This is a genomic window from Citrobacter sp. B72, from assembly GCF_016894305.1.
GTDB classification, from domain to species: domain Bacteria; phylum Pseudomonadota; class Gammaproteobacteria; order Enterobacterales; family Enterobacteriaceae; genus Citrobacter; species Citrobacter portucalensis.
The window spans coordinates 2,073,395-2,099,038 of record NZ_CP069801.1 but is presented as its reverse complement, the minus strand read 5'-3'; the positions used below and the strand labels follow the sequence as shown (position 1 = coordinate 2,099,038).

The 25,644-nt window shown below is 53.1% G+C and carries 26 protein-coding genes; 9 read left to right on the top strand and 17 right to left on the bottom strand.

The window, feature by feature from the left end:
• Positions 1 to 6: 6 nt before the first annotated feature.
• Complete coding sequence (gene znuA / locus JQN59_RS10030) at positions 7 to 951, bottom strand: zinc ABC transporter substrate-binding protein ZnuA (protein WP_133158639.1); 945 nt, start codon at positions 949 to 951, stop codon at positions 7 to 9.
• Between the two features lie 78 nt (positions 952 to 1,029).
• Between znuA and znuC the strand changes: the two genes are divergently transcribed.
• Positions 1,030 to 1,785 (top strand): zinc ABC transporter ATP-binding protein ZnuC, encoded by a 756-nt coding sequence (znuC, locus tag JQN59_RS10025; protein WP_003833829.1) that lies wholly within the window; start codon positions 1,030 to 1,032, stop codon positions 1,783 to 1,785.
• Complete coding sequence (gene znuB, locus JQN59_RS10020) at positions 1,782 to 2,567, top strand: zinc ABC transporter permease subunit ZnuB (RefSeq protein WP_003034874.1); 786 nt, start codon at positions 1,782 to 1,784, stop codon at positions 2,565 to 2,567. Before znuC ends, znuB begins: the two co-directional genes overlap by 4 nt.
• 78 nt (positions 2,568 to 2,645) lie before the next feature.
• Here znuB and ruvB read toward each other — a convergent pair whose 3' ends face one another.
• From ruvB to aspS, 6 genes are all read right to left on the bottom strand, one after another.
• Positions 2,646 to 3,656 (bottom strand): Holliday junction branch migration DNA helicase RuvB, encoded by a 1,011-nt coding sequence (gene ruvB, locus JQN59_RS10015; protein WP_003034872.1) that lies wholly within the window; start codon positions 3,654 to 3,656, stop codon positions 2,646 to 2,648.
• Between the two features lie 8 nt (positions 3,657 to 3,664).
• A complete protein-coding gene (gene ruvA / locus JQN59_RS10010; protein ID WP_003034869.1) occupies positions 3,665 to 4,276 on the bottom strand; it encodes a Holliday junction branch migration protein RuvA in 612 nt (203 codons plus the stop codon).
• A gap of 80 nt (positions 4,277 to 4,356) precedes the next feature.
• Positions 4,357 to 4,878: a crossover junction endodeoxyribonuclease RuvC gene (ruvC, locus tag JQN59_RS10005; protein ID WP_003034867.1), complete on the bottom strand. Its 522-nt coding sequence runs from the start codon at positions 4,876 to 4,878 to the stop codon at positions 4,357 to 4,359.
• Positions 4,879 to 4,912: 34 nt separating this feature from the next.
• Complete coding sequence (locus JQN59_RS10000) at positions 4,913 to 5,656, bottom strand: YebC/PmpR family DNA-binding transcriptional regulator (protein ID WP_003833836.1); 744 nt, start codon at positions 5,654 to 5,656, stop codon at positions 4,913 to 4,915.
• A gap of 28 nt (positions 5,657 to 5,684) precedes the next feature.
• The gene (gene nudB / locus JQN59_RS09995) at positions 5,685 to 6,128 is read right to left on the bottom strand and encodes a dihydroneopterin triphosphate diphosphatase (RefSeq protein WP_003034863.1); all 444 of its coding nucleotides are present in this window, start codon (positions 6,126 to 6,128) and stop codon (positions 5,685 to 5,687) included.
• Between the two features lies 1 nt (position 6,129).
• The gene (gene aspS / locus JQN59_RS09990; protein ID WP_048216173.1) at positions 6,130 to 7,902 is read right to left on the bottom strand and encodes an aspartate--tRNA ligase; all 1,773 of its coding nucleotides are present in this window, start codon (positions 7,900 to 7,902) and stop codon (positions 6,130 to 6,132) included.
• A gap of 287 nt (positions 7,903 to 8,189) precedes the next feature.
• Here aspS and JQN59_RS09985 point away from each other — a divergent pair, with 287 nt between their 5' ends.
• Genes JQN59_RS09985 through cmoB form a run of 5 tightly spaced genes read left to right on the top strand, consistent with a single transcriptional unit; the run spans position 8,190 to position 11,768 of the window.
• A complete protein-coding gene (locus tag JQN59_RS09985) occupies positions 8,190 to 8,756 on the top strand; it encodes a hydrolase (protein ID WP_048224201.1) in 567 nt (188 codons plus the stop codon).
• Positions 8,753 to 9,571, top strand: coding sequence for a DUF72 domain-containing protein (locus JQN59_RS09980; protein WP_149607412.1), 819 nt, complete (start codon positions 8,753 to 8,755; stop codon positions 9,569 to 9,571). Before JQN59_RS09985 ends, JQN59_RS09980 begins: the two co-directional genes overlap by 4 nt.
• A gap of 52 nt (positions 9,572 to 9,623) precedes the next feature.
• Positions 9,624 to 10,019 carry an MAPEG family protein gene (locus JQN59_RS09975; protein ID WP_003833847.1) on the top strand — a complete coding sequence of 132 codons (396 nt, stop codon included), beginning with the start codon at positions 9,624 to 9,626 and terminating at the stop codon, positions 10,017 to 10,019.
• A 40-nt stretch (positions 10,020 to 10,059) separates the two neighbouring features.
• A complete protein-coding gene (gene cmoA / locus JQN59_RS09970) occupies positions 10,060 to 10,803 on the top strand; it encodes a carboxy-S-adenosyl-L-methionine synthase CmoA (protein WP_003034686.1) in 744 nt (247 codons plus the stop codon).
• Entirely contained in the window at positions 10,800 to 11,768 is a 969-nt protein-coding gene (cmoB, locus tag JQN59_RS09965; protein WP_003833851.1) for a tRNA 5-methoxyuridine(34)/uridine 5-oxyacetic acid(34) synthase CmoB, read from the top strand. Before cmoA ends, cmoB begins: the two co-directional genes overlap by 4 nt.
• A gap of 235 nt (positions 11,769 to 12,003) precedes the next feature.
• Here the strand turns inward: cmoB and cutC are convergent, their stop codons facing one another.
• Both cutC and JQN59_RS09955 read right to left on the bottom strand, forming a co-directional pair.
• Complete coding sequence (gene cutC / locus JQN59_RS09960) at positions 12,004 to 12,750, bottom strand: copper homeostasis protein CutC (RefSeq protein ID WP_136392055.1); 747 nt, start codon at positions 12,748 to 12,750, stop codon at positions 12,004 to 12,006.
• 2 nt (positions 12,751 to 12,752) lie between these two features.
• Positions 12,753 to 13,319: a VOC family protein gene (locus JQN59_RS09955; protein WP_003833855.1), complete on the bottom strand. Its 567-nt coding sequence runs from the start codon at positions 13,317 to 13,319 to the stop codon at positions 12,753 to 12,755.
• Between the two features lie 238 nt (positions 13,320 to 13,557).
• Between JQN59_RS09955 and argS the strand changes: the two genes are divergently transcribed.
• Complete coding sequence (gene argS, locus JQN59_RS09950; protein WP_003833857.1) at positions 13,558 to 15,291, top strand: arginine--tRNA ligase; 1,734 nt, start codon at positions 13,558 to 13,560, stop codon at positions 15,289 to 15,291.
• A gap of 230 nt (positions 15,292 to 15,521) precedes the next feature.
• Positions 15,522 to 17,459, top strand: a complete 1,938-nt coding sequence (gene mrdA / locus JQN59_RS09945) for a penicillin-binding protein 2 (protein ID WP_048216124.1) — start codon at positions 15,522 to 15,524, stop codon at positions 17,457 to 17,459.
• On the opposite strand, the gene bglB is transcribed toward mrdA, so the two are convergent.
• The 8 genes from bglB to cheR all read right to left on the bottom strand — a co-directional run bounded on the left by bglB (position 17,431) and on the right by cheR (position 25,630).
• Positions 17,431 to 18,570 carry a beta-galactosidase BglB gene (bglB, locus tag JQN59_RS09940; RefSeq protein ID WP_008785063.1) on the bottom strand — a complete coding sequence of 380 codons (1,140 nt, stop codon included), beginning with the start codon at positions 18,568 to 18,570 and terminating at the stop codon, positions 17,431 to 17,433. The genes mrdA and bglB overlap by 29 nt on opposite strands.
• A gap of 306 nt (positions 18,571 to 18,876) precedes the next feature.
• Positions 18,877 to 19,269, bottom strand: coding sequence for a flagellar protein FlhE (flhE, locus tag JQN59_RS09935; protein WP_149607411.1), 393 nt, complete (start codon positions 19,267 to 19,269; stop codon positions 18,877 to 18,879).
• The gene (flhA, locus tag JQN59_RS09930; protein ID WP_003833865.1) at positions 19,269 to 21,347 is read right to left on the bottom strand and encodes a flagellar biosynthesis protein FlhA; all 2,079 of its coding nucleotides are present in this window, start codon (positions 21,345 to 21,347) and stop codon (positions 19,269 to 19,271) included. Before flhA ends, flhE begins: the two co-directional genes overlap by 1 nt.
• Positions 21,340 to 22,491 (bottom strand): flagellar biosynthesis protein FlhB, encoded by a 1,152-nt coding sequence (flhB, locus tag JQN59_RS09925; protein ID WP_003833866.1) that lies wholly within the window; start codon positions 22,489 to 22,491, stop codon positions 21,340 to 21,342. Before flhB ends, flhA begins: the two co-directional genes overlap by 8 nt.
• Before the next feature lie 158 nt (positions 22,492 to 22,649).
• Positions 22,650 to 23,294, bottom strand: coding sequence for a protein phosphatase CheZ (gene cheZ / locus JQN59_RS09920; RefSeq protein WP_003034659.1), 645 nt, complete (start codon positions 23,292 to 23,294; stop codon positions 22,650 to 22,652).
• A gap of 10 nt (positions 23,295 to 23,304) precedes the next feature.
• Positions 23,305 to 23,694, bottom strand: coding sequence for a chemotaxis response regulator CheY (cheY, locus tag JQN59_RS09915; protein WP_003034656.1), 390 nt, complete (start codon positions 23,692 to 23,694; stop codon positions 23,305 to 23,307).
• A gap of 17 nt (positions 23,695 to 23,711) precedes the next feature.
• Entirely contained in the window at positions 23,712 to 24,761 is a 1,050-nt protein-coding gene (locus JQN59_RS09910) for a protein-glutamate methylesterase/protein-glutamine glutaminase (protein WP_003833872.1), read from the bottom strand.
• Positions 24,758 to 25,630, bottom strand: a complete 873-nt coding sequence (cheR, locus tag JQN59_RS09905; protein ID WP_032943796.1) for a protein-glutamate O-methyltransferase CheR — start codon at positions 25,628 to 25,630, stop codon at positions 24,758 to 24,760. The genes JQN59_RS09910 and cheR overlap by 4 nt, the downstream gene beginning before the upstream one ends.
• Between the last annotated feature and the right edge of the window lie 14 nt (positions 25,631 to 25,644).

Sequence of the window (25,644 nt, the reverse complement as noted above, 5' to 3'; positions counted from 1 at the left end):
TCCTCATTAATCTCCTTTCAGGCAGCTCGCATACTGGTTGGCTAATTGGTTCAAAAACGCTGAATAGCTTGTTTTACCCAGTTTGATATTCGTTCCGAGCGGATCCAACGTTCCCATTCGAACGGATGTCCCTCTCGCGACGGCTTCAACGACCGCTGGCCTGAACTGTGGCTCAGCAAAAACGCAGGTTGCTTTTTGCTCAACCAACTGTGTTCTTATTTCATGTAAACGCTGCGCACCAGGTTGAATCTCAGGGTTCACGGTAAAGTGACCAAGCGGTGTTAGTCCGTAATGTTTCTCGTAGTAGCCATAGGCGTCATGAAAAACGAAATAACCTTTTCCCTTGAGCGGTGCGAGCTCGTTACCTACCTGCTTATCGGTTGCGGCTAATTGTGCCTCAAAATCCTTCAGGTTGGCGTCAAGTTTGGCTCGACTTTGCGGCATAAGTTCCACTAATTTTTCATGGATTGCAACCGCTGAGGCCCGCGCTATCTCTGGGGAAAGCCAAAGATGCATGTTGTAATCGCCATGATGGTGATGCTCGTCACTTTTTTCACTGCCAGCATCATTGTGTCCATGATCGTCATCGTCGTCATCAGCACCTTTCAAGAGTAACGGTTTCACGTCATTGAGCTGCGCAATCGTTACCTGTTTCGCGTTAGGAATATTCTTGACTGACTTTTCCATAAACGCTTCCATCTCAGGTCCAATCCAAACAACTAAGTCCGCGCCCTGTAAGCGTTTTACGTCTGATGGACGCAGTGAATAGTCATGTTCGGAAGCCCCGTCAGGCAGGAGAACCTCAGTGTCTGTTACCCCGTCTGCAATGGCTGAAGCAATAAACCCCAGCGGCTTGAGTGAGGCCACCACAGCGGCATTTGCTGCCTGTGTTGCACTACCCCAAAGAGCAGCGGATAATGCTGCGAAAAGAAGCGTATTTTTATGTAACATAATGCGACCAATCATCGTAATGAATGTAAGAAATGTGATATTATAACATTCTATAACTTCTGCAAGACTAAAATTGATATGACGACTTTGGTTTCACTGGAAAATGTCTCGGTCTCTTATGGTCAACGCCGCGTCCTGTCTGACGTATCGCTTGAACTTCGACCCGGTAAAATTTTAACGCTTCTCGGCCCAAATGGTGCCGGGAAGTCTACGCTGGTGCGCGTTGTATTAGGGCTGGTAGCGGCTGATGAGGGAGTAATCAAGCGTAATGGTCAATTGCGGATTGGCTATGTACCGCAAAAACTGTACCTCGATACTACGCTGCCACTGACGGTAAGTCGGTTTATGCGCTTACGTCCCGGCACCAAAAAAGAGGATATCCTTCCGGCACTGAAGCGCGTTCAGGCCGGGCATCTGATGGATGCACCGATGCAAAAGCTCTCTGGCGGGGAAACACAACGCGTCCTGTTGGCCCGTGCTTTATTGAATAAACCTCAGCTACTGGTGCTCGATGAACCAACCCAGGGCGTGGATGTTAATGGGCAGGTCGCACTGTACGACCTTATCGACCAGTTGCGACGTGAACTGGATTGCGCCGTACTGATGGTTTCCCATGACCTGCATCTGGTGATGGCCAAAACCGATGAGGTACTGTGCCTGAACCATCATATTTGCTGTTCCGGTGCGCCTGAAGTGGTTTCTATGCACCCGGAATTCATCTCAATGTTCGGGCAACGCGGCGCCGAACAACTCGGAATTTACCGTCATAATCACAATCACCGCCACGATTTACAGGGTCGTATCGTCTTACGCCGGGGAAATGGTCACTCATGATTGAATTGTTATTACCCGGCTGGTTAGCTGGGATCATGCTGGCCTGTGCCGCTGGCCCACTCGGCTCGTTTGTAGTCTGGCGTCGAATGTCTTATTTCGGTGATACGCTGGCCCACGCTTCGCTGCTGGGGGTCGCCTTTGGCCTTCTGCTGGACGTAAACCCTTTCTATGCGGTTATCGCCGTCACCCTGTTGCTGGCTGGCGGTCTGGTATGGCTGGAGAAGCGCCCTCACCTTGCGATCGATACCTTGCTGGGTATTATGGCGCACAGCGCGTTGTCATTGGGGCTGGTTGTTGTCAGCCTGATGTCCAACATCCGTGTGGATCTGATGGCTTACCTGTTTGGTGATTTGCTCGCCGTAACGCCTGAAGATCTTATCTCCATCGCCATCGGCGTGGTTATTGTTCTGGCGATTCTGTTCTGGCAGTGGCGTAACCTGCTGTCGATGACCATCAGTCCGGATCTGGCATTTGTCGATGGTGTGAAGCTGCAACGCGTGAAGCTGCTGCTGATGCTGGTTACGGCGTTAACGATTGGCGTGGCGATGAAGTTTGTCGGGGCGCTGATTATCACCTCACTGCTTATCATCCCTGCGGCGACCGCCCGTCGCTTTGCCCGTACGCCGGAGCAGATGGCAGGGGTTGCCGTTGGAGTGGGAATGATAGCGGTTACAGGCGGGCTGACCTTCTCGGCCTTCTATGACACCCCGGCAGGTCCTTCCGTGGTGCTGTGCGCCGCGCTGCTGTTTATTTTCAGCATGATGAAAAAGCAAGCGAGCTAAGCATGCGTTGCCCGGTGGCGCTGCGCTTACCGGGCCCACAAAATCGCCCAGGCCTGATGAGCGTCGCGACATCAGGCATTAAGGCATCTGTGGCGGTGTAATGCCAAAATGGTTCCAGGCGCGCACGGTTGCCATACGTCCACGCGGCGTACGCTGTAGAAAACCTTGCTGAATCAGATACGGCTCCAGCACGTCCTCAATGGTTTCACGCTCTTCCCCAATCGCCGCTGCCAGGTTATCCAGTCCTACCGGTCCGCCAAAGAATTTATCGATAACCGCCAGCAGCAGCTTACGGTCCATATAATCGAATCCTTCCGCATCCACATTGAGCATATCCAGCGCCTGGGCGGCAATATCTGCTGAAATTGTGCCGTCATGCTTCACTTCGGCGAAATCGCGTACCCGGCGTAATAAACGGTTGGCGATACGCGGCGTACCGCGGGCACGGCGTGCCACTTCCAGCGCGCCTTCATCGCTCATTTCCAGGCCCATAAAGCGTGCGCTACGCCCAACAATGTGCTGCAGGTCAGCCACCTGATAGAACTCCAGGCGCTGCACAATACCAAAACGGTCACGCAGCGGAGAGGTTAACGACCCGGCGCGCGTCGTCGCCCCGATTAGCGTGAACGGCGGCAGATCGATCTTAATCGAACGGGCAGCCGGTCCTTCACCAATCATGATATCCAGCTGATAATCTTCCATCGCCGGATACAACACCTCTTCCACCACCGGTGACAGACGATGTATTTCATCGATAAACAGCACATCGTGGGGTTCAAGGTTGGTAAGCATTGCCGCCAGGTCACCCGCTTTTTCCAGTACCGGACCGGACGTGGTGCGCAGATTAACGCCCATTTCATTGGCGACAATATTGGCAAGCGTAGTTTTACCAAGACCAGGAGGACCGAAAATCAGCAGGTGATCGAGAGCGTCACCGCGCAGCTTCGCCGCCTGGATAAAAATCTCCATTTGCGAACGGACCTGAGGCTGGCCAATGTACTCTTCCAGCAATTTTGGGCGAATCGCACGATCCACCAGATCTTCAGGGGTAGTGCTGACAGCCGAAATCAGGCGATCTGCTTCAATCATCCTTTACCTCACAATGCCGCGCGAAGCGCTTCACGAATCAGGGTTTCACTGCTGGCATCAGGGCGGGCAATTTTGCTCACCATGCGGCTGGCTTCCTGTGGTTTATAGCCCAACGCCACCAGCGCAGCAACCGCTTCCTGCTCGGCGTCGTCCGTTGTCGGGCTTGCCGGAGACGTCAGGACCAGATCCGCTGCTGGTGTAAAGAGATCACCATGCAAACCTTTAAAGCGGTCTTTCATTTCTACAATCAGGCGTTCTGCGGTTTTCTTACCAATACCCGGTAATTTCACCAGCGCGCCCAGCTCTTCGCGCTCCACGGCATTAACGAACTGCTGAGCAGACATACCGGAGAGGATCGCCAGCGCCAGCTTCGGCCCCACGCCATTGGTTTTGATTAACTCTTTAAACAGCGTGCGCTCTTGCTTGTTGTTAAAGCCATACAATAGCTGAGCATCTTCTCGCACCACAAAATGGGTGAAAATAATCGCTTCTTGCCCGGCTTCCGGCAACTCGTAGAAACAGGTCATCGGCATATGCACTTCATAGCCTACCCCGCCCGTTTCCAGAAGGACCAGCGGGGGTTGTTTTTCAATAATGATGCCTCTGAGTCTGCCTATCACGTGACGCTCCTGCGTTAAGGGCTAAAAGGTAATGCGCTATCATAAAAAAAGGCTGGATAGATATCCAGCCTCATTTGTCACTAACGTAATCGACCTCGCGCCAAATTCAGCCTCGACTCGCTCATTTGCATGGCGTTCTGACTGACATGGCAGTGGGTAATGGCAATCGCCAGTGCATCCGCGGCATCTGCTTGCGGATTCGCCGGGAGTTTTAGCAGCGTGCGTACCATATGCTGGACCTGGCTTTTTTCCGCGCTACCGATCCCCACCACGGTCTGTTTTACCTGGCGGGCCGCGTATTCAAAGACCGGTAGATCCTGATTGGTCGCCGCAACGATTGCCACGCCGCGAGCCTGTCCCAGCTTTAGCGCCGAGTCGGCGTTCTTCGCCATAAAAACCTGCTCAATGGCAAAATAGTCCGGCTGAAACTGGGTGATGATTTCCGTCACGCCCGCGTAAATCAACTTCAGACGTGACGGAAGATCGTCGACTTTGGTGCGAATGCAGCCGCTGCCGAGGTAGGTCAGCTGCCTGCCGACCTGACGAATAACGCCATAACCGGTGATGCGAGACCCCGGGTCAATGCCGAGAATAATAGACATCACGCATCTCCTGTTATTTTATGGCTTAACCACATCATTCTAAGGTGGCAGCAACCTCATCGGAGATTTCACCGTTGTGGTAAACTTCCTGCACGTCGTCGCAGTCTTCCAGCATATCGATCAGACGCATCAGCTTCGGCGCTGTTTCTGCATCCATATCCGCTTTGGTGGATGGGATCATAGACACTTCAGCTGCGTCCGCTTTCAGACCAGCCGCTTCCAGCGCGTCACGCACTTTGCCCATCTCTTCCCACGCGGTGTAAACGTCAATTGCGCCGTCGTCGAAGGTCACAACGTCTTCAGCACCTGCTTCCAGCGCCGCTTCCATGATGGCGTCTTCGTCGCCCTGTTCAAAGGAGATCACGCCTTTTTTGCTGAACAGATAAGCCACGGAACCGTCGGTACCGAGGTTACCACCCGTTTTCGTGAATGCGTGACGCACTTCCGCAACGGTACGGTTACGGTTGTCAGACAGACATTCAATCATAACGGCTGTACCGCCAGGACCGTAACCTTCATAGATGATGGTTTCCATGTTGGAATCTTCATCACCACCCACACCGCGCGCGATTGCACGGTTCAGGGTGTCACGGGTCATGTTGTTAGCCAGCGCTTTATCAACCGCTGCACGCAGACGCGGGTTAGCATCCGGATCGCCGCCGCCCAGTTTAGCCGCCGTCACCAGCTCACGAATTATTTTGGTGAAAATTTTACCGCGTTTAGCATCCTGCGCTGCTTTACGGTGTCTGGTGTTGGCCCATTTACTATGACCTGCCATAAATAATATCTCCAAAAAGCGCGCCTTTTCAGGCGACGTTAATTACAAACTCTTCAATCGCCTGCCGGTTACTCCACGACTTGGTTAATTGGGCGGCTTCAACCGCATTAACCCAACGATAGGTCAGATGTTCGGTGAACACGATCTCTCGTTCTGAGGGAAGTGCCAGGCAAAACCAGGATTCAGTATTACGTTCAATTCCCGGTGCATAGCGATGACGTAAATGGCTAAAAATCTCAAACTCCACCGTGCGCTGACAGTCAATTAAGGTCAGTTGCTCAGATGCAACATCAATGGCGACCTCTTCCTTTACTTCGCGCATAGCGGCTTGCGACGCGGTTTCACCTTCTTCAAGGCTGCCGGTGACCGACTGCCAGAAATCAGGATCGTCGCGTCGCTGTAACATCAGCACTCTCCCGGTGTCCTTTGCATAAATCACGACTAACACCGAGACAGGCTGTTTATATGTCATATCAGTTATTCTCGGCCTTCTTAACAACCTGAATGCTCAGTTCCGCCAGCGCAGCTTCGTTGGCAAAGCTTGGCGCTTCAGTCATCAGACACGCTGCAGCCGTGGTTTTCGGGAAAGCAATAACGTCACGAATGTTGTCAGTACCGGTCAACAGCATAGTCAGACGGTCCAGACCAAACGCCAGGCCCGCATGCGGCGGTGTACCATATTTTAGTGCATCCAGCAGGAAGCCGAATTTCTCACGCTGTTCTTGCTCATTAATGCCAAGAATACCGAATACGGTTTGCTGCATGTCGCCGTTGTGAATACGCACGGAACCGCCGCCTACTTCGTAGCCGTTGATGACCATATCGTACGCGTTGGCAACCGCGTCTTCCGGCGCAGCTTTCAGCTCAGCGGCCGTCATATCTTTCGGCGCGGTGAACGGGTGGTGCATTGCGGTCAGTCCGCCTTCACCATCGTCTTCGAACATTGGGAAGTCGATAACCCACAGCGGCGCCCATTTGGCTTCGTCGGTAATGCTCAGATCTTTACCCAGTTTCAGACGCAGCGCGCCCATCGCGTCGGCAACTACTTTCTTGTTGTCGGCACCGAAGAAAATCATGTCGCCGTCTTGTGCACCGGTACGTGCCAGAATCGCTTCCACAATTTCTGCGTTCAGGAACTTAGCAACTGGGCTGGTAATACCTTCCAGACCTTTCGCACGTTCGGTGACTTTGATGTAAGCCAGGCCTTTCGCGCCGTAAATCTTGATAAAGTTACCGTAATCGTCGATCTGCTTACGGCTCAGTGCAGCACCGCCCGGTACACGCAGAGCAGCTACGCGGCCTTTCGCATCGTTTGCTGGGCCAGAGAACACTGCGAACTCAACGTCTTTCACCAGATCGGCAACGTCAACCAGCTCCATCGGGTTACGCAGGTCTGGTTTATCGGAACCGTAACGACGCTCAGCTTCGGCAAAGGTCATGATCGGGAAATCACCCAGATCCACACCTTTCACTTCCAGCCACAGGTTACGCACCAGCGCTTCCATCACTTCACGCACCTGCGGTGCGGTCATGAAGGAAGTCTCAACGTCGATCTGGGTAAATTCAGGCTGACGGTCAGCACGTAAGTCTTCATCACGGAAGCATTTTACGATCTGATAGTAGCGGTCAAAGCCAGACATCATCAGCAGCTGTTTAAACAACTGAGGTGATTGCGGCAGCGCGTAGAATTTACCTTTATGTACGCGAGAAGGTACCAGGTAATCGCGCGCGCCTTCCGGCGTCGCTTTGGTCAGCATCGGTGTTTCGATGTCGAGGAAGCCGTGGTCGTCCATAAAACGACGCACCAGACTGGTGATTTTGGCACGCGTTTTCAGGCGCTGCGCCATTTCAGGGCGACGCAGATCTAAATAGCGATACTTCAGTCGCGCTTCTTCGGTGTTGACGTGGTTAGAGTCCAACGGCAGCGAGTCTGAACGGTTGATGATGGTCAGATCGGAGGCCAGCACTTCAATTTCGCCCGTCGCCATATCGGCGTTGACGTTTTTCGCGTCACGCGCACGCACGGTGCCCGTAACCTGGATGCAGAACTCATTACGCAGTTCGGAGGCCAGCTTTAACGCGTCCGCACGGTCCGGATCGAAAAATACCTGCACGATACCTTCGCGGTCGCGCATATCGATAAAGATCAGGCTACCAAGATCACGACGACGGTTGACCCAACCACACAGAGTCACCTGCTGCCCCTCGTGGGACAGACGTAGCTGTCCGCAATATTCTGTACGCATGAGATATCCCTTAACTTTGCCGCAGGCGGATTGTCACCTGTCTCGCAGATGACGAAGTCGCAGCTTTAGCTGAATGTCACAACTGAATGAAAAAAGGCGGCTATTATACTGGAAATTCTGCCGCACGATAAGAGCCTACTGGGATAGACTCTCAGTCCGGTACTGACTGTACGCCTGTTTCCTGGACGGGCATTGCGTAATCTCACAAAAAATAACAAAAATTGTCGCCCCTTTCACACTGATTCGCGATTAAGGTGTAACGGAATTCTTTTATTACTGGAGTGACCATGCTGGAATTGAACGCTAAAACAACCGCCCTTGTCGTAATTGATTTACAGGAAGGGATCCTGCCTTTCGCTGGCGGCCCTCATACGGCACATGATGTGGTTACCCGCGCCGCGCAGTTGGCGGAAAAATTCCGTGCCCACGGTTCCCCGGTGGTAATGGTGCGCGTCGGCTGGTCTGACGATTACGCCGAAGCGCTGAAACAACCCGTAGATGCTCAGACTCCGGCAAAAGCGTTACCTGAAAATTGGTGGCATTACCCGGCTGCTTTGGGGAAATGCGCCAGCGATATCGAAGTGACTAAACGCCAGTGGGGAGCCTTCTATGGTACCGATCTGGAATTGCAGCTGCGTCGCCGGGGTATTGATACCATCGTCCTGTGCGGGATCTCGACGAACATTGGTGTTGAGTCGACGGCGCGAAATGGGTGGGAGCTGGGTTTCAGTCTTATCATTGCAGAGGATGCCTGTAGCGCCGCCAGTGCTGAGCAACACCAGGGCAGCATGACCCACATTTTCCCGCGCATTGCGCGCGTTCGCAGCGTGGAGGAGATTCTGCAAGCGCTATGATTTATATCGGATTACCTCAGTGGTCGCATCCAAAATGGGTGCGTCTGGGGATCACCAGCCTTGAAGAGTATGCCCGCCATTTTAACTGCGTGGAGGGCAATACCACGCTGTATGCGCTGCCTAAAGCTGATATTGTTGCCCGCTGGCAGGCACAGACCACCGATGCGTTTCGATTTTGTTTTAAGTTTCCGGCGACCATTTCGCATCAGGCTGCGCTGCGTAATTGTGATGACCTCGTACAGGAATTTTTTACGCGCATATCGCCGCTGGAATCGCGCATTGGACAATACTGGCTGCAATTACCTGCGACTTTTGGCCCACGCGATCTGCCTGCCCTGTGGCAGTTTCTCGATGTGCTCCCGAATTCCTTTACCTACGGTGTGGAAGTTCGCCATCCAGACTTCTTTGCCAAAGGCGAAGCCGAGCAGCTATTTAATCGCGGTTTACACGAGCGCGGAGTAAACCGGGTGATTCTGGACAGCCGCCCGGTGCATGCCGCAATCCCGCATACTGAAGCAATACGTGACGCCCAGCGCAAGAAACCGAAGGTTCCGGTGCATGCGGTAGTGACGGCAAACCATCCGATGGTACGCTTTATCGGTAGCGATAATATGGCACAAAACAGCGAGCTTTTTGCCGTCTGGCTGACCAAGCTATCGCTATGGCAACGCACCACGACGCCGTATCTGTTTTTGCATACGCCGGACATCGCGCAGGCCCCGGAGCTTGTTGATACGCTATGGGCAGATTTACGCAGCGCCCTGCCAGAGATCGGATCAGCACCCTCTATTCCACAGCAATCTTCTCTTTTCTGAAATTGCCACCTATCATAGTCAGTGCCAGCAGCCATTTTAAAAGGGAGTTTGTATGGTAAGCGCGCTTTATGCCGTATTGGGTGCGTTATTGTTAATAAAGTTCTCCTTTGACGTCGTTCGCCTGCGCATGCAATATCGCGTTGCCTATGGCGATGGAGGTTTTAGTGAACTGCAAAGCGCTATCCGCATTCACGGTAATGCGGTGGAATATATTCCCGTCGCGTTAGTGCTGCTGTTATTTATGGAAATGAACGGCGCAGAGACGTGGATGGTGCATATTTGCGGGCTGATGTTGATTGCCGGACGACTGATGCATTATTACGGATTCCACCACCGGCTCTTCCGCTGGCGCCGTTCAGGCATGAGCGCAACCTGGTGTTCGCTGTTGCTAATGGTGCTGGCGAATCTTTGGTATATGCCCTGGGAGTTGGTTTTCTCCCTGCATTAGCGCACAATACGCCACTTTATTTTTCCCGGATTTTTACGTTATGTCTCACCGCGACACGCTTTTTTCTGCGCCTATCGCCAGTCTGGGTGACTGGACCTTTGATGAACGGGTAGCTGAAGTCTTCCCGGATATGATCCAGCGTTCCGTTCCTGGCTATTCCAATATCATTTCTATGATTGGCATGCTGGCCGAACGTTTCGTACAACCCAACACGCAGGTCTACGATCTGGGCTGTTCTCTGGGCGCGGCGACGCTCTCGGTGCGTCGCAATATTCATCACGAGAATTGCAAAATTATTGCCGTCGATAACTCCCCGGCGATGGTTGAGCGCTGCCGTCGTCATATTGACGCCTATAAGGCACCGACCCCGGTTGAGGTAGTCGAAGGCGATATTCGCAACATTACTATCGAAAACGCCTCGATGGTGGTGCTGAATTTTACCCTGCAATTCCTTGAGCCACCTGAGCGCCAGGCATTGTTGGATAAGATTTATCAAGGGTTGAATCCCGGCGGCGCGCTGGTGCTGTCTGAAAAATTCAGTTTCGAAGACGCTAACGTTGGCGAGCTGCTGTTCAACATGCACCACGACTTCAAACGGGCCAATGGCTACAGCGAACTGGAAATTAGTCAGAAACGCAGCATGCTGGAAAACGTGATGCTGACCGACTCGGTAGAAACGCACAAAGCGCGACTGCATCAGGCCGGCTTTGAGCACAGCGAATTGTGGTTCCAGTGCTTCAACTTTGGCTCTCTGGTGGCGTTGAAAGCTGAGGTTAGCGCATGATCGATTTTGGTAACTTTTATCAGTTGATTGCCAAAAATCATCTGTCCCATTGGCTGGAAACGCTTCCGGCGCAAATCGCTGCCTGGCAGCGCGATCAGCACGGTCTTTTTAAGCAATGGTCAAACGCCGTCGAGTTTCTGCCCGAGCTGACGCCGCATCGTCTGGACTTACTACACAGCGTTACCGCAGAAAGTAAAGAACCGCTCAGCGAAGGCCAGCTTAAACGCATCGACACCCTGATGCGTAACCTGATGCCATGGCGTAAAGGACCGTACTCGCTGTACGGCGTCAACATCGATACCGAATGGCGTTCCGACTGGAAGTGGGACCGCGTTCTGCCGCACTTGTCTGATCTCACCGGCCGTACCATTCTTGATGTCGGCTGTGGCAGTGGCTATCACATGTGGCGCATGATTGGCGCTGGAGCGCATCTGGCGGTTGGGATCGATCCTACGCAACTGTTTCTGTGCCAGTTTGAGGCGGTACGTAAACTGCTGGGCAATGACCAGCGTGCTCACCTGCTGCCGCTGGGTATTGAGCAACTTCCAGCGCTAAACGCCTTTGACACTGTGTTCTCCATGGGCGTGCTTTATCACCGCCGATCGCCGCTGGAACATCTGTGGCAATTAAAGGATCAGTTGGTTAAAGATGGCGAGCTGGTGCTGGAAACGCTGGTCGTCGAAGGTGATGAAAATACCGTACTGGTGCCGGGCGATCGTTACGCGCAGATGCGTAACGTCTACTTTATTCCATCTGCGTTGGCGCTAAAAAACTGGCTGGAAAAATGCGGTTTTGTTGATGTGCGCATCGCCGATGTCTGCGTCACCACCACCGAAGAGCAGCGCCGCACCGAGTGGATGGTAACCGAGTCGCTGGCCGACTTCCTCGACCCTAACGACCACAGCAAAACGGTGGAAGGCTACCCCGCCCCATTACGTGCGGTATTGATTGCGCGTAAGCCGTAATAGATTGCCGAATGACCGTTACGTATAGCGCCGTTTCTCCAAAATAGTTCAAGTTGCAGCAAGGCGGCAACGCAGCAAATCCCCGGGAGCGTAGATAACTACGTGACCGGGGTGCGCGAGGCGGCCAACGCTGCTGCGGCTTGAAATATGAAGGAGAAAAAAAGGCCCCTGTTGAAATTGCAGGGGCCTGGTACGAGCAAGCATCATATTGGGCGACATGATGCAACGGTAAAAATCAGCTGGCCTGATGGTGTGCAATGATTGCTTTCATTTCAGCAACCGCCGTCCCGTCTACCGCATAGCGCGAATACTCATCCGCCTGCGCATCCGAAGACATCGACAACCCCGAATTGCGATAACGCATTGGTGAAGCCAGCCATACTCCGGCAGAACTGTGGACTTCCTGCACTCCAGCATCAAGGAACAGGGACAAATTCGAGGCGCGAACCCCCGCTCCGGCCATAATGATTGGAGCACCGGGCTGCGCAATAAGTTCCATTATTTTTGTTAAACCTTGCGCCGCATCTGATTTTTGCCCTGAAGTGAGTACTCTGGCAATGCCTAAATCAGCTAATTTTTTAAGCGCATTGAGTGGGTTAGCACACATATCAAAGGCCCGATGAAAAGTGACTTGCAGCGAACCAGCGGCAATCATTATTTTCTCCATGCGCGGCATATCGACATTGCCATCCACATCTAAAATGCCGGTCACCAGCCCTGAGAATCCCAGTTCCCTGACCATCGCAATATCATCCAGCATTGCAGCAAATTCACCTTCGGTGTAGCAAAAGTCGCCTCCACGTGGGCGAATAATGGGATTGACGGGAATCGAAATGTGCTGGCGAACGGAACGCAAGACGCCCAGTGACGGCGTTAAGCCCCCTTCTTTGGGTGCCGAGCATAGTTCAATACGCTCCGCGCCGTTTTGCTGCGCCGTGCGCGCGCACTCCATGCTGTAACAGCAGATTTCCAGTATAGCCATGCTCACTCCTGACGTTCACTTGCCACAATGGTTTCAATCGACCACGGATGGAATTTTATCGTCACGCTACCATCGCTAACCGCCAGCGTCGGATTCGGTAAACGCTCACGCTCTCCTTTTGGCGAGCTGGTTTTCACAAAAATGCCCGGTTGACTCAGACCGTGATCGGAAAGCAGCGCCAGCGCTCGCGCATTCAGCGTTTCCGCCTCTCCCGGCAGAACAATTTCAATATGTTCCCAGCCTTCATGAGGGTAGCGTTTTTCGCCCGGCCACGGCAGTTCGACGATGGAAAATTGCCAATGTTGCACACAAACCGGCTCATGCAGTTTAAAAAGACAAATAGGTCTGCCGTTAATGATGTTTTCTGACAACAATTCACCGCACTGTTCAAACCCACGACGCCAGCGTTCTGCGGTGGTATTTTGATGGCAACGCAAGGAAATGTGATCGGCTTCCAGGCCTGTGATATCCAGCCCAAGACGGGTAGAAAGTTCCGTTAATGCCTGCGTGAAATGCGGTAAATCTGCAGAAATATCCTGTAGTTCTGCAACGGTTTGCCAGTTCGCCATATTAAAAGCTCATATCCATGTTCAAAGTCGCTAATTTACTCTGTTGCGCTGCGCCATCCAACCGCTGTTTTCTCCGAACACATCATGAATAAATTTACGCCATTGCATTGTTTATATTTCAGGCTACTGGCGGTACACACAATGCTGACGGCAACGGGCATTTGCAGTATACTCCCGCCCTTAATTCTTAAACTGGTGCGGTGAATTTTAGGCCGCTTCATAAATGTAAGGTATTCCGGTGAATATTCAGGCTCTTCTCTCAGAAAAAGTCAGTCAGGCCATGATTGCTGCAGGCGCGCCTGCAGATTGCGAACCGCAGGTTCGTCAGTCAGCAAAAGTACAGTTCGGCGACTATCAAGCTAACGGCATGATGGCTGTCGCTAAAAAACTGGGTATGGCGCCGCGACAACTGGCTGAGCAGGTGCTGACTCATCTGGATCTCAACGGGATTGCCAGCAAAGTTGAAATTGCAGGCCCGGGCTTTATCAATATTTTTCTCGATCCGGCATTTCTGGCGCAGCACGTTCAGCAGGCGCTGGCTTCCGATCGTCTGGGCGTAACTCAACCGGCTAAACAAACCGTCGTGGTTGACTACTCCGCGCCTAACGTAGCGAAAGAGATGCACGTTGGTCACCTGCGTTCCACCATCATCGGTGACGCGGCGGTGCGTACGCTGGAGTTCCTCGGTCACAACGTTATTCGCGCTAACCACGTCGGCGACTGGGGTACTCAGTTCGGTATGCTCATCGCATGGCTGGAAAAACAGCAGCAGGAAAATGCCGGAGAGATGGCGCTGGCTGACCTGGAAGGTTTCTACCGTGATGCGAAAAAACATTACGACGAAGATGAAGCCTTCGCGGAACGCGCCCGTAGTTATGTTGTGAAACTGCAAGGCGGTGACGAATACTTCCGCGAGATGTGGCGCAAACTGGTCGACATTACCATGTCGCAGAACCAGTTAACCTACGATCGCCTCAACGTTACCCTGACCCGTGACGACGTCATGGGCGAAAGCCTGTACAACCCGATGCTACCTGGCATCGTCGCCGATCTGAAGGCGAAAGGCCTGGCTGTTGAAAGCGAAGGCGCTACCGTCGTATTCCTTGATGAGTATAAGAACAAGGAAGGCGAACCGATGGGCGTTATCATTCAGAAGAAAGATGGCGGCTATCTCTACACCACAACAGACATCGCCTGCGCCAAGTATCGTTACGAAACCCTGCATGCCGATCGCGTACTTTATTACATCGACTCCCGCCAGCATCAGCACTTAATGCAGGCCTGGACCATCGTACGTAAAGCCGGTTATGTGCCGGATTCAGTGCCGCTGGAACACCACATGTTCGGTATGATGCTGGGCAAAGACGGTAAACCGTTCAAAACCCGCGCGGGCGGCACAGTTAAACTGGCCGATCTGCTGGATGAAGCGCTGGAGCGCGCACGTCGTCTGGTCGCGGAGAAGAACCCGGACATGCCTGCCGACGAACTGGAAAAACTGGCAAATGCGGTCGGTATCGGCGCAGTGAAATACGCGGATCTGTCCAAAAACCGTACCACCGACTACATCTTCGACTGGGACAACATGCTGGCGTTCGAAGGTAACACCGCGCCATATATGCAGTACGCTTATACCCGCGTACTGTCCGTGTTCCGTAAAGCAGATATCGACGAAAGCGCGCTGGCAAATGCGCAGGTCGTTATCAGCGAAGATCGCGAGGCTCAACTGGCGGCGCGTCTGTTGCAGTTTGAAGAAACGTTGACCGTCGTTGCGCGTGAAGGTACGCCACACGTGATGTGTGCTTATCTGTACGACGTTGCTGGTCTGTTCTCAGGCTTCTACGAGCACTGCCCTATTCTCAGCGCTGAAAACGAAGAGATTCGTAACAGCCGACTGAAGCTGGCACAACTGACGGCGAAAACCCTGAAGCTGGGTCTGGATACACTGGGTATCGAAACCGTAGAACGTATGTAATCACCTCAAGTAATATGAAAGCCCGCGCTATGTCGCGGGTTTTTTTATTTCCCCGAATGACCGCCCTCGTAGGCAGCACACTCAGGCCGACGAGAAACGGCTACGTTCACTGTAATTTGTAACAACCCACAAGGAATGACACATTTCCCTAGAGATATGGAACATCTTTTGCCTGTCATCCCGTCTAAGCCTCCGTATCATTAGGCGGCGAATTAATCGGGTACGGGTCAATGACATTCAGAGATTTTGAGGCGGAAGAAAAACTCTTCCAGCGGCGTGTATTGGTGGCCTTTGGCCTGGTAGTCATCTGTTTTGGCATCCTGATTTACAATCTGTATAACTTACAAATCTGCCAGCACCAGTATTACACCACCCGGTCGAATGCAAACGACATCAAAATGCTGCCCGTCGCCCCAACGCGTGGCATGATTTACGATCGCAACGGCATCCCGCTGGTGCGCAACGTTACCTGGTACGATATTTCCGTTACGCCGTATAAAATCAGCGATATGAATGCGTTACTCCAGCAGCTCACACCGATCGTTGACCTCACACCTGATGACATAGACCAGTTTCGCCATGAGCTGAAAGCCAGCAGCCGCTATCGTCCTGTGGTGCTAAAAAATGCGCTAACCGATGTCGAAATCGCCCGTTTTTCGGTAAACCAGTTTCATTTTAGCGGCGTCAACATCAATAGTTACGAAGACCGCCAGTATCCCTATGGCGCGGCGCTGGCGCATGTCCTGGGTTATGTTTCAAAAATCAATGACAACGACCTGAAAGCACTGGATCAAAAGGGTCTGGCGGAGAACTACGCCGCCGATCACAACATCGGTAAGCAAGGTATTGAGCGCTATTACGAAAACGAACTGCATGGAAAAACCGGTTATCAGGAGGTGGAAGTAGATAACCACGGACGCATCGTACGCCTGATCAAAGATGTGCCGCCCGTTGCCGGAAAAGATATCCATCTGACGCTGGATTTACATTTACAGCAATACATTGAGAGTTTGTTGGCTGGCCAGCGTGCCGCCGTTTTGGTTGAAGATCCACACGACGGTTCCGTCCTGGCGATGGTCTCAAACCCCAGCTATGACCCCAATCCGTTTGTCAAAGGCATCAGCTATCAGGACTATAACAAGCTACTCCAGGATAAAGACCTGCCATTAATCAACCGCGTCACGCAGGGATTGTACCCTCCCGCTTCAACGGTCAAACCGTATATGGCGATGTCGGCATTACTGAACGGTGTGATCACGCCGCAGACCAGTTTCTTCGGCGCCCCTACCTGGACGCTACCCGGCACCGAGCGACATTACCGTGACTGGAAAAAAACGGGCCACGGTATGCTGGATGTCACCAAAGCGATAGAAGAGTCTGCCGATACGTTCTTCTATCAGGTGGCGTATATGATGGGGATCGACCGGATTAACAGCATGCTCAGCCAGTTTGGTTATGGTAAACCGACCGGCATCGATCTTGATGAGGAGTATAACGGCCTGCTTCCGAGCCGCGAATGGAAGCAAAAAGTGCACAAAAAAGCCTGGTATCAGGGGGACACTATTTCAGTTGGCATCGGTCAGGGCTACTGGATTGCCACACCTATTCAGATGGTAAAAGCCATGGTCGCACTGATTAACAACGGCAAGGTTATCGTCCCTCACCTGCTGCTCGATGAAGAGAGCGGCAAAACCATCACGCCGTATCAGGCTCCAGAAGCACCATCACAAATCGCCTCGGCCTCATCGCCCTACTGGGGACTGGTGCGTCAGGCGATGTTCGGCATGGCAAATGAACCAAATGGTACAGGTTATAAGTTCTTTCACACCGCGCCATACGGCATTGCGGCAAAAAGCGGCACCTCGCAGGTCTTTAGCCTGAAAGAAAATCAGACCTACAATGCGAAGATGATCCCTGTCCGCTTGCGCGACCACGTGTTCTATACCGCATTTGCACCCTATAAGAACCCGAAGGTCGCGGTGGCGTTAATTCTGGAAAACGGCGGCAGCGATGGTGTCACCGCCGCGCCGGTTATGCGTCAGATCATGGATCATCTGTTTGCCCCGCAGGACAACACGGTACAAACAGTGACGACTGAACAATCAGGTCCGATAGCGGTATCGCCATCGAATACCGATATCAAAAATACTTTCGCAAGTATTCGGTAAGGCACAGCATCGCCATCGCCTGTCCGTAAGGCATGGAGGTCCGAGGGATGTTGCGGTAGAAATCGAGATTGTGTCCCATCCCGGTACCAAACGAGGTGTGCAGCAGTTCACCTTCCGGTGAAATATGCTGCACAATGCCGCGAATGGCTTTTTCGGCTACCGGCGCATACTCTTGCCCAACGTAGCGTTTACGTACTGCTTTGAGGATCCCATAGGCAAATCCGGCAGTTGCCGATGCTTCCAGATACGACTGCGGGTCGTCCAGCAAGGTATGCCACAACCCACTTTCATCCTGGCATTTCGCCAGCGCCGCGATTTGCGCGTTCAGGACCTGTACCAGATAGCGGTGAACAGCATTGTTTTCCGGTAAATCAAGTAATTCGAGGAAGTCCGGGATCACGATAGTTAACCAACTGTTGCCACGCGCCCAGCGGGCATTAGCAAAGTTATGATTTCCTTCATAGCTCCAGCCGTGGAACCACAGCCCCGTTTCTTTATCCATCAGGTTTTGCACGTGCAGCAGGAACTGATACGTTGCCTCTTCGATGTAGTCCGGGCGATTGAGTAGCTTGCCAATCTTCGCCAGCGGTAAAACCGTCATCATCAGCGTGTCATCCCACATCTGTTGATGGTTTTCTTCCGCCAGCGTGATGTGTTGCATACCACCAAATTCGGTACGCGGCATCTCATGCATTGCCCACTCAGCCCAGCTGTCGAGCCACGGCAGATACGCTGGATTACGCGTCTCTTCATAGCGATACGCCAACGTTAAAAATGGCGCCATGGTGTTCACGTTTTTAGTGGTTGCACCTTCAGCAAAGCGATCGGCAAACCAGCTATCGATGATATCGCGCATCGTTTCATCGCCGGTTTGCAGATAGTACTGATACATCCCGTACAGGCCGACGCCGTGTGTCCACTCCCATCCCGCCCAGCCTTTAGTATCAATTACGCGTCCATCGTCCAGACGCAGTAAGAACTCACCGGTTTCGTCATGAATATTGACCAGGTTATGCGTCACCTTTTTGATCAGCGTTTTTAATTCATCCCTGGCAATAAAATGTTCTGGCTGGCGCAATAACGGGCTATGTTTAACCGGGTAAACAATCATTTACTTAACCTCTGTCAATGTCGGATTCAATGCTGTGACCTGCCCCTGTTACGGCGCAGCAGCTTTTTTGGAGGCCCCGCAATCCTCGCTTTGACAATGGGCATCCTTATAGGGTCACAGTAAAAGCTAACAGGAAGTGAAACCTTTCTATTTCTGCCAGAAGGATTCGTGAAATGGCAACAATACAAAGAGTCCGGCAACGTACGTCACTTATTTTATAAAACGACGTTTCTATTTAATTGAATGAGAAGCTGCAATGTTGAAACAACCAGCAGTTTCAACTGCTGGTCTGAATGACGGAGGGGGTTAACGGTAGTTCACAATCACCTGATTGCTCTGAATGCGTAACGCGGGGATCAGGCGACCACCGCCGGGGACCTCCCAGACAAAATGCATCGGTTCAATGGCCGGAACGTTATTGAACCCGTTGGTGGTCCCACTTTGCCCGTCCAGCTCGACACAACGGGACTGAGAACATAAACGCACCCGCAAACCTGCGGGCGTGGGGCCATTCAGCTCATAGCGCCAGGCCACCAGCGTCATCAAGCCTGAGACCGGCTGGCTGGGAACCAAAGGATCAGACGAGGCTGACTGGCCACGGTGATTTAAGGTGATCCCCATGCCACTTGCCTGCCAGGCCCCTTCTCCGGTGGCCTGCGCCACCAGAGGAAAAAACAACAACCACAGTAACTTACGCATTATTTACCTCCAATGGTCGCCGTCATGCGGATATGGCGGTTATCGGAAAGCTCCATATTCGATAACACCACCAACTGCGGGATGCTGCGGCGTAAAAACCGCGCCAGTAACGGACGTAACGCGTGATTAACCAGCAAGACCGGCGGCGCGCCCAACATTTCCTGCCGGGACAGCGCTTCCTGAGTCTGGGCCAGCAGTCGGTCTGCAAGCCCAGGCTCCAGGCCTCCGCCCCCCTGCAGCGCTTGCAGCAGCAAACGCTCGAGCGGAGTATCAAGACCGATAACCTGAACCTCTTCATTACCCGGGAACCACTGCTGAGTGATGGCGCGTCCTAACGCAACACGGACGACCGCGGTAAGCTCATGCGGATCGTTTTGCAGCGGCGCATGTTCCGCCAGCGTTTCAAGAATGGTGCGCATATCGCGAATCGGTACTTTCTCGTCCAGCAAGTTCTGCAGCACTTTATGCAGCGTGGTGAGCGTCACAACGCCCGGCACCAGATCTTCCGTCAGCTTTGGCATCTCCTGCGACACTCGATCCAGTAACTGCTGCGCTTCCTGACGGCCAAACAGCTCAGCGGCGAACTGCCCAATCAGGTGGTTTAGATGCGTAGCGACAACAGTACTGGCTTCAACCACCGTAAAGCCCTGAATCTGCGCCTGTTCCTTCAATGCGCTTTCAATCCAGATAGCGTCCAGTCCGAACGCCGGATCGACCGTTTTCTCACCCGGCAGCGACCCGGCGGCAGTACCCGGGTTAATGGCAAGCCAGCGTCCCGGATAGGCGTCACCGCTGCCAATTTCTACCCCTTTCATCAAAATTCGATAGCGGGCTGGCTGCAGATCCATATTGTCTCGAATGTGTACCACCGGCGGCAGGAAGCCCATATCCTGGGCAAATTTCTTACGAATACTGCGAATTCGCCCCAGCAACTCGCCATCCTGCTGAAAATCCACCATTGGGATCAGGCGGTAACCTACCTCCATGCCCAGCGAATCTTCCAACTGCACGTCGTTCCACGTGGCTTCCACCACGGAGTTGTTTTCCGGCATTTTCACCGGCTGCGGTTCATCTGGCGCTTTTTGCTCACGACCGCGCATCCACCATGCCAGAGCCAACAATGCGGCAGTAAACATCAGAAACACCAGGTTCGGCATGCCCGGAACCAGCCCCAAAAGTCCAAGTACCGCCGCACTGAGCAACATGACGCTGGGGTTGCTGAACAGTTGGGTCACCATCTGTTCGCCTACGTCCTGGTCGGTACTCACGCGGGTCACGATAACACCCGCCGCGGTAGAGATAACCAGCGCAGGAATTTGTGCCACCAGCCCGTCACCGATGGTCAGCAGGGTATAACTTTCCGCAGCGCTGCCCATGCTCATACCATGCTGCAACACCCCAACTAACAGACCGCCGACCACGTTGATTACCATGATCAAAATACCAGCGATGGCATCTCCACGGACGAATTTACTCGCACCGTCCATTGAGCCGTAAAAATCCGCTTCCTGGGTCACTTCCGAGCGTCGTTTTTTAGCTTCATCTTCGCCAATCAGACCGGCATTTAAATCTGCATCAATCGCCATCTGCTTGCCGGGCATACCATCCAGAACGAAGCGCGCGCCAACCTCGGCGATACGCCCTGCACCTTTGGTGATTACCATAAAGTTAATGATGACGAGAATCACGAAGACCACGATGCCGATCGCGAAGTTACCGCCCACCAGGAAGTGGCCGAAGGCTTCAACCACCTTCCCCGCCGCCGCCGCGCCAGTGTGTCCTTCCATTAAAATGATACGGGTAGACGCGACGTTCAGGGCCAGACGTAATAATGTGGTAAACAGCAAAATCGTCGGGAATGCGGCAAACTCCAGTGTACGCTGGGTGAACATCGCCACCAGCAGCACCATGATCGACAGCGCAATGTTAAATGTGAACAGCAAATCGAGGACGAAAGCCGGCAGCGGCAGCACCATCATCGACAAAATCAGCAGGATGAGGATCGGTCCGGCAAGGATTTGCCATTGCGTGGATTTCAGGTTGCTGGGCAGACGCAGCATCGCGACCAGATTAGCCATCAGTATTCTTCTCGTTCATGAAATCCAGTGCTTCTGGCACCGGAAGGTTTTCAGGTTGTGGTGGACGTTTGCCGCCAGCCAGACGCCAGCGTTTTAGCTGCCATACCCATGCCAGTACTTCGGCAACGGCGGCGTATAATTGCCCCGGTATTTGCTGACCAATCTCAGCATGGCGATAGAGCGCACGCGCCAGTGGCGGCGCTTCTAATGTCGGGACACGGTGCTCTGCGCCAATTTCACGAATGCGCAGCGCAACCAGCCCGGCCCCTTTCGCAACAACTTTCGGCGCACTCATTTTGTTCTCGTCATACTTCAACGCCACTGAGTAGTGCGTAGGGTTAGTGACAATAACGTCTGCTTTCGGCACATCCGCCATCATGCGACGCTGAGCGGCCGCGCGCTGCATTTGACGAATTTTGCCCTTAACGTGCGGGTCACCTTCGCTTTGCTTAAATTCATCGCGGATATCCTGACGCGACATACGCAGTTTTTTCACATGGCTATAGATCTGGAAAAAGACGTCGAACCCCACCATCGGAATAACGCCAAGCACCACCAGTAGTGCACACATACCGACTAAATCCAGGGCATTGCCCATCGCCGTAATCGGTGACTCCGCCATCAGACGCATCATCGCCGGCCAGTTATGCCAGAGATAAAATCCGGCCACGCTTCCCACCAACGTGGACTTCAGTATTGCTTTGAGCAGTTCTGCGCCGGTTTGCGCGGAAAACATGCGCTTAATGCCCGGCAGCGGATTCAGCTTAGAGAATTTGGGTTGCAGGGATTTACCGCTGAAAATCAAGCCGCCAAGCATCACCGGGGAAATTAAAGCCACCAGAACGACGCCGGTAATCAACGGCAACAGCGCAATCATCGCGTCTTTAATCAGCAGGATGATTTGGCTGAGGATCAGATTCGGGTCGTTGACCATACTGTGGTCAAAACGTAATCCGGCCGACAGCATGCCAGCCAGCCTACGGGCAAGCGACTCCCCACCAATCCAGATAATGCACACACCCACCAGCAAAATAAGCAGTGAGGTTAGCTCTTTGGATCGGGGGATCTGCCCTTCTTCCCGCGCTTTTTCAAGTCGGTGGGGTGTGGGGGCTTCTGTTTTGTCGTCGTCGCTTTCTTCTGCCACGCATCAGACCCTGGATAGAGATATAGGCGAGAATGATGCCAGAACAGCTATCCAGCAATGGGAAGAGTAAGCGGTAAAAAAGACGGGATTTATGGCTTTAAGCAGAATTGCGCGTAAGCCGGATGAGAGGCCCACGCCTCACATCCGGCAAATACGCATCAGAACCCGAGGCTATCCAGCAGGTCGTCAACCTGATCCTGACTTGCCACTACACCGGCTTTCGAGGCGTCAACCTGCGGGCCGTTAAGCAAGCTTTCGTTTTCACGTTTTGGACGAGCGCCCTGTTCCGGAATGTTTTCCAACAGAACCATCAGCAGCTGACGTTCAATTTCCTGGATAACATCCATCATGCGCTTGATGACCTGTCCGGTGAGATCCTGGAAATCCTGCGCCATCATGATGTCCAGCAGCTGGGCATTGGTAAAGCTGGTATGTCCAGGTACATCACCAAGGAACTGACGGGTATCGGTGACCAGTTCACGGGCGTCGGAGAGTTCGATCGGATTTTCGAACCATTCATCCCAGCGTTTAGTCAGGTCTTTGGCCCCTTTTTCCATCGCGTCCTGATGCGGCTGCGAAGCTTCTACGCTGTTTAGCGCACGCTCCGCCGCCTGCGCGGTCATCTGTACAACATAATCGAGACGATCGCGGGCATCAGGAATCGCTTCTGCCGCTTCGGCAATGGCCTGATCCAGCCCCAGTTCACGCAGGCTGTCGCGCAGCATTCGGGTCAAACTGCCGATGCGCGCGATGATGTCCCCTGCAGAGTGTTCGTCAGCAGGTTTAATTTGTGGTTGCATCATCATCACACCCTCACATGCCCAGTTTCTCAAAGATTTTATTCAGTTTTTCTTCCAGCGTCGCCGCCGTGAACGGTTTCACGACATAGCCACTGGCACCTGCCTGTGCTGCCGCAATGATGTTCTCTTTTTTCGCTTCTGCCGTGACCATCAGCACCGGCAGAGAAGCCATCCCGCCATCGGCACGGATGGTTTTCAGCAGTTCCAGTCCATCCATGTTCGGCATGTTCCAGTCAGAAATAACAAAACCGAATCCCCCAGCCTGCAGCTTGTTCAGCGCATCCACGCCGTCTTCCGCCTCTTCAACATTGTTGAATCCCAGCTCTTTAAGCAGGTTACGCACGATGCGACGCATGGTGGAAAAGTCATCCACAACCAAAAACTTAAGCTCTTTATCCGCCATAAAAATAAACTCCTGATTCAAATACGTATTGCCTGTCCGGCACTAATTTTCACCAGCATTTGCTGGCTCACCTGGCTAAGATCGACCACTTCGCTTACGCCACCCATATTGATGGCCTCGCGCGGCATGCCGAACACCACACAACTTGCTTCGTTTTGCGCAATGGTCCAGGCTCCCGCCTGATTCATCGCTAACATTCCGGCTGCGCCATCGTTGCCCATACCGGTCAGGATCACCCCGACAGCATTGCGCCCCGCATGTTTCGCCACCGAATGGAACAGCACATCCACTGAGGGCCGATGCCGATTAACCGGCGGACCGTCATGAATTTTGATTTGATAGTTCGCGCCACTGCGCGCCAGTTCCATATGCTTGTCGCCCGGCGCGATATACGCATGCCCCGGGAGTACGCGCTCTCCGTCTTCTGCCTCTTTCACGGTTATCTGGCACAGTTTGTTCAGACGTTCGGCGAACGAACGGGTAAACCCTGGCGGCATATGCTGGGTAATAAGAATACCGGGACTTGAAAGCGGCAATGGCTGGAGTACATGGCGAATTGCCTCTGTTCCTCCGGTTGACGCCCCAATCACCAGCAGCTTTTCCGAACTGAGTAACGGCCCTGCTTTCAAGGTCGTCGGTGCCGCCATGGGCTTATGGGCTGCCAGTTTTGCGCGCGATGCGGTGCGGATCTTTTCAGCAATCATCTCGCTATACGCCAGCATCCCTTCGCGGATCCCCAGTTGCGGTTTGGTGACAAAATCAATCGCCCCCAGTTCCAAGGCCCGCAGCGTGACCTCTGAACCTTTGCCGGTCAGTGAAGAAACCATCACCACAGGCATTGGACGCAGGCGCATCAACTTCTCCAGGAAGTCGAGGCCGTCCATGCGCGGCATTTCCACGTCCAGCGTCAGGACGTCGGGATTGTATTTTTTGATTAAATCCCGGGCGACCAACGGATCCGGCGCCGTCGCCACCATTTCCATATCACTGTGACTGTTAATAATTTCGGTCATGATTTGACGCATCAATGCAGAATCATCTACCGACAACACCCTGATTTTACTCATGCTTTATCCTTACCTGGCGCATGCGCATACACGGTCTGTCCACGCAGGCTAAACTCGCGCACAAGGTTGCTAAAGTTTTCTGAATGACCTGCAAACAGCAGCCCGTCAGGTTTAAGAAGTGGAACAAAACGGTGCAAAATGTCCTGTTGTGTCGTTTTATCGAAATAGATCATCACGTTACGACAAAATATGGCGTCGAACGGTCCGGGCACGTTGTACTGCTTATCCAGTAAGTTCACGCTGGAAAATTCAACATGACCTGCCAGTTCCTGCCTTACGCGTACCAGTCCTTCATGCGGCCCGGTGCCGCGCATGAAATAACGCTGCAACTGCTGGGGTGACAGCGTCTTTAGCTCATCAAGGCGGTAAATGCCGTTTCTGGCCTTTTCCAGCACTTCGGTATCAATGTCGCTGGCAAAAACGCGCCAGCGGCCCGGTGCCATACCTAAGGTATCGGCAAGCGTAATCGCAATGCTGTAGGGTTCTTCTCCGGTTGACGCCGCCGCGCTCCAGACGCGGTATTCACCGCTGCGCCGACGAGCGTGATCTGACAGCACCGGAAAATGATGCCCTTCGCGAAAAAACGCGGTCAGGTTGGTAGTCAGGGAGTTAATAAAAGCCTGCCACTCAGCACTGTTCTGGTTAGCTTCCAGCATGCTGAGATAGCGACCAAAGTCATCCAGCCCCAGGGTACGCAGTCGACGAACCAGGCGGTTATAAACCATGTCCCGCTTATGGTCGGCCAGTACGATCCCCGCACGCTGGTAGATTAATTGACATATCCGACGAAAATGCGCGTCAGACAGCGCGAGGCGCTGTGTCATCTGTAACAATAATGACGTTTGCCCGGAGGGCAGAGATGATGTCATAGCGCCTTCTCAAT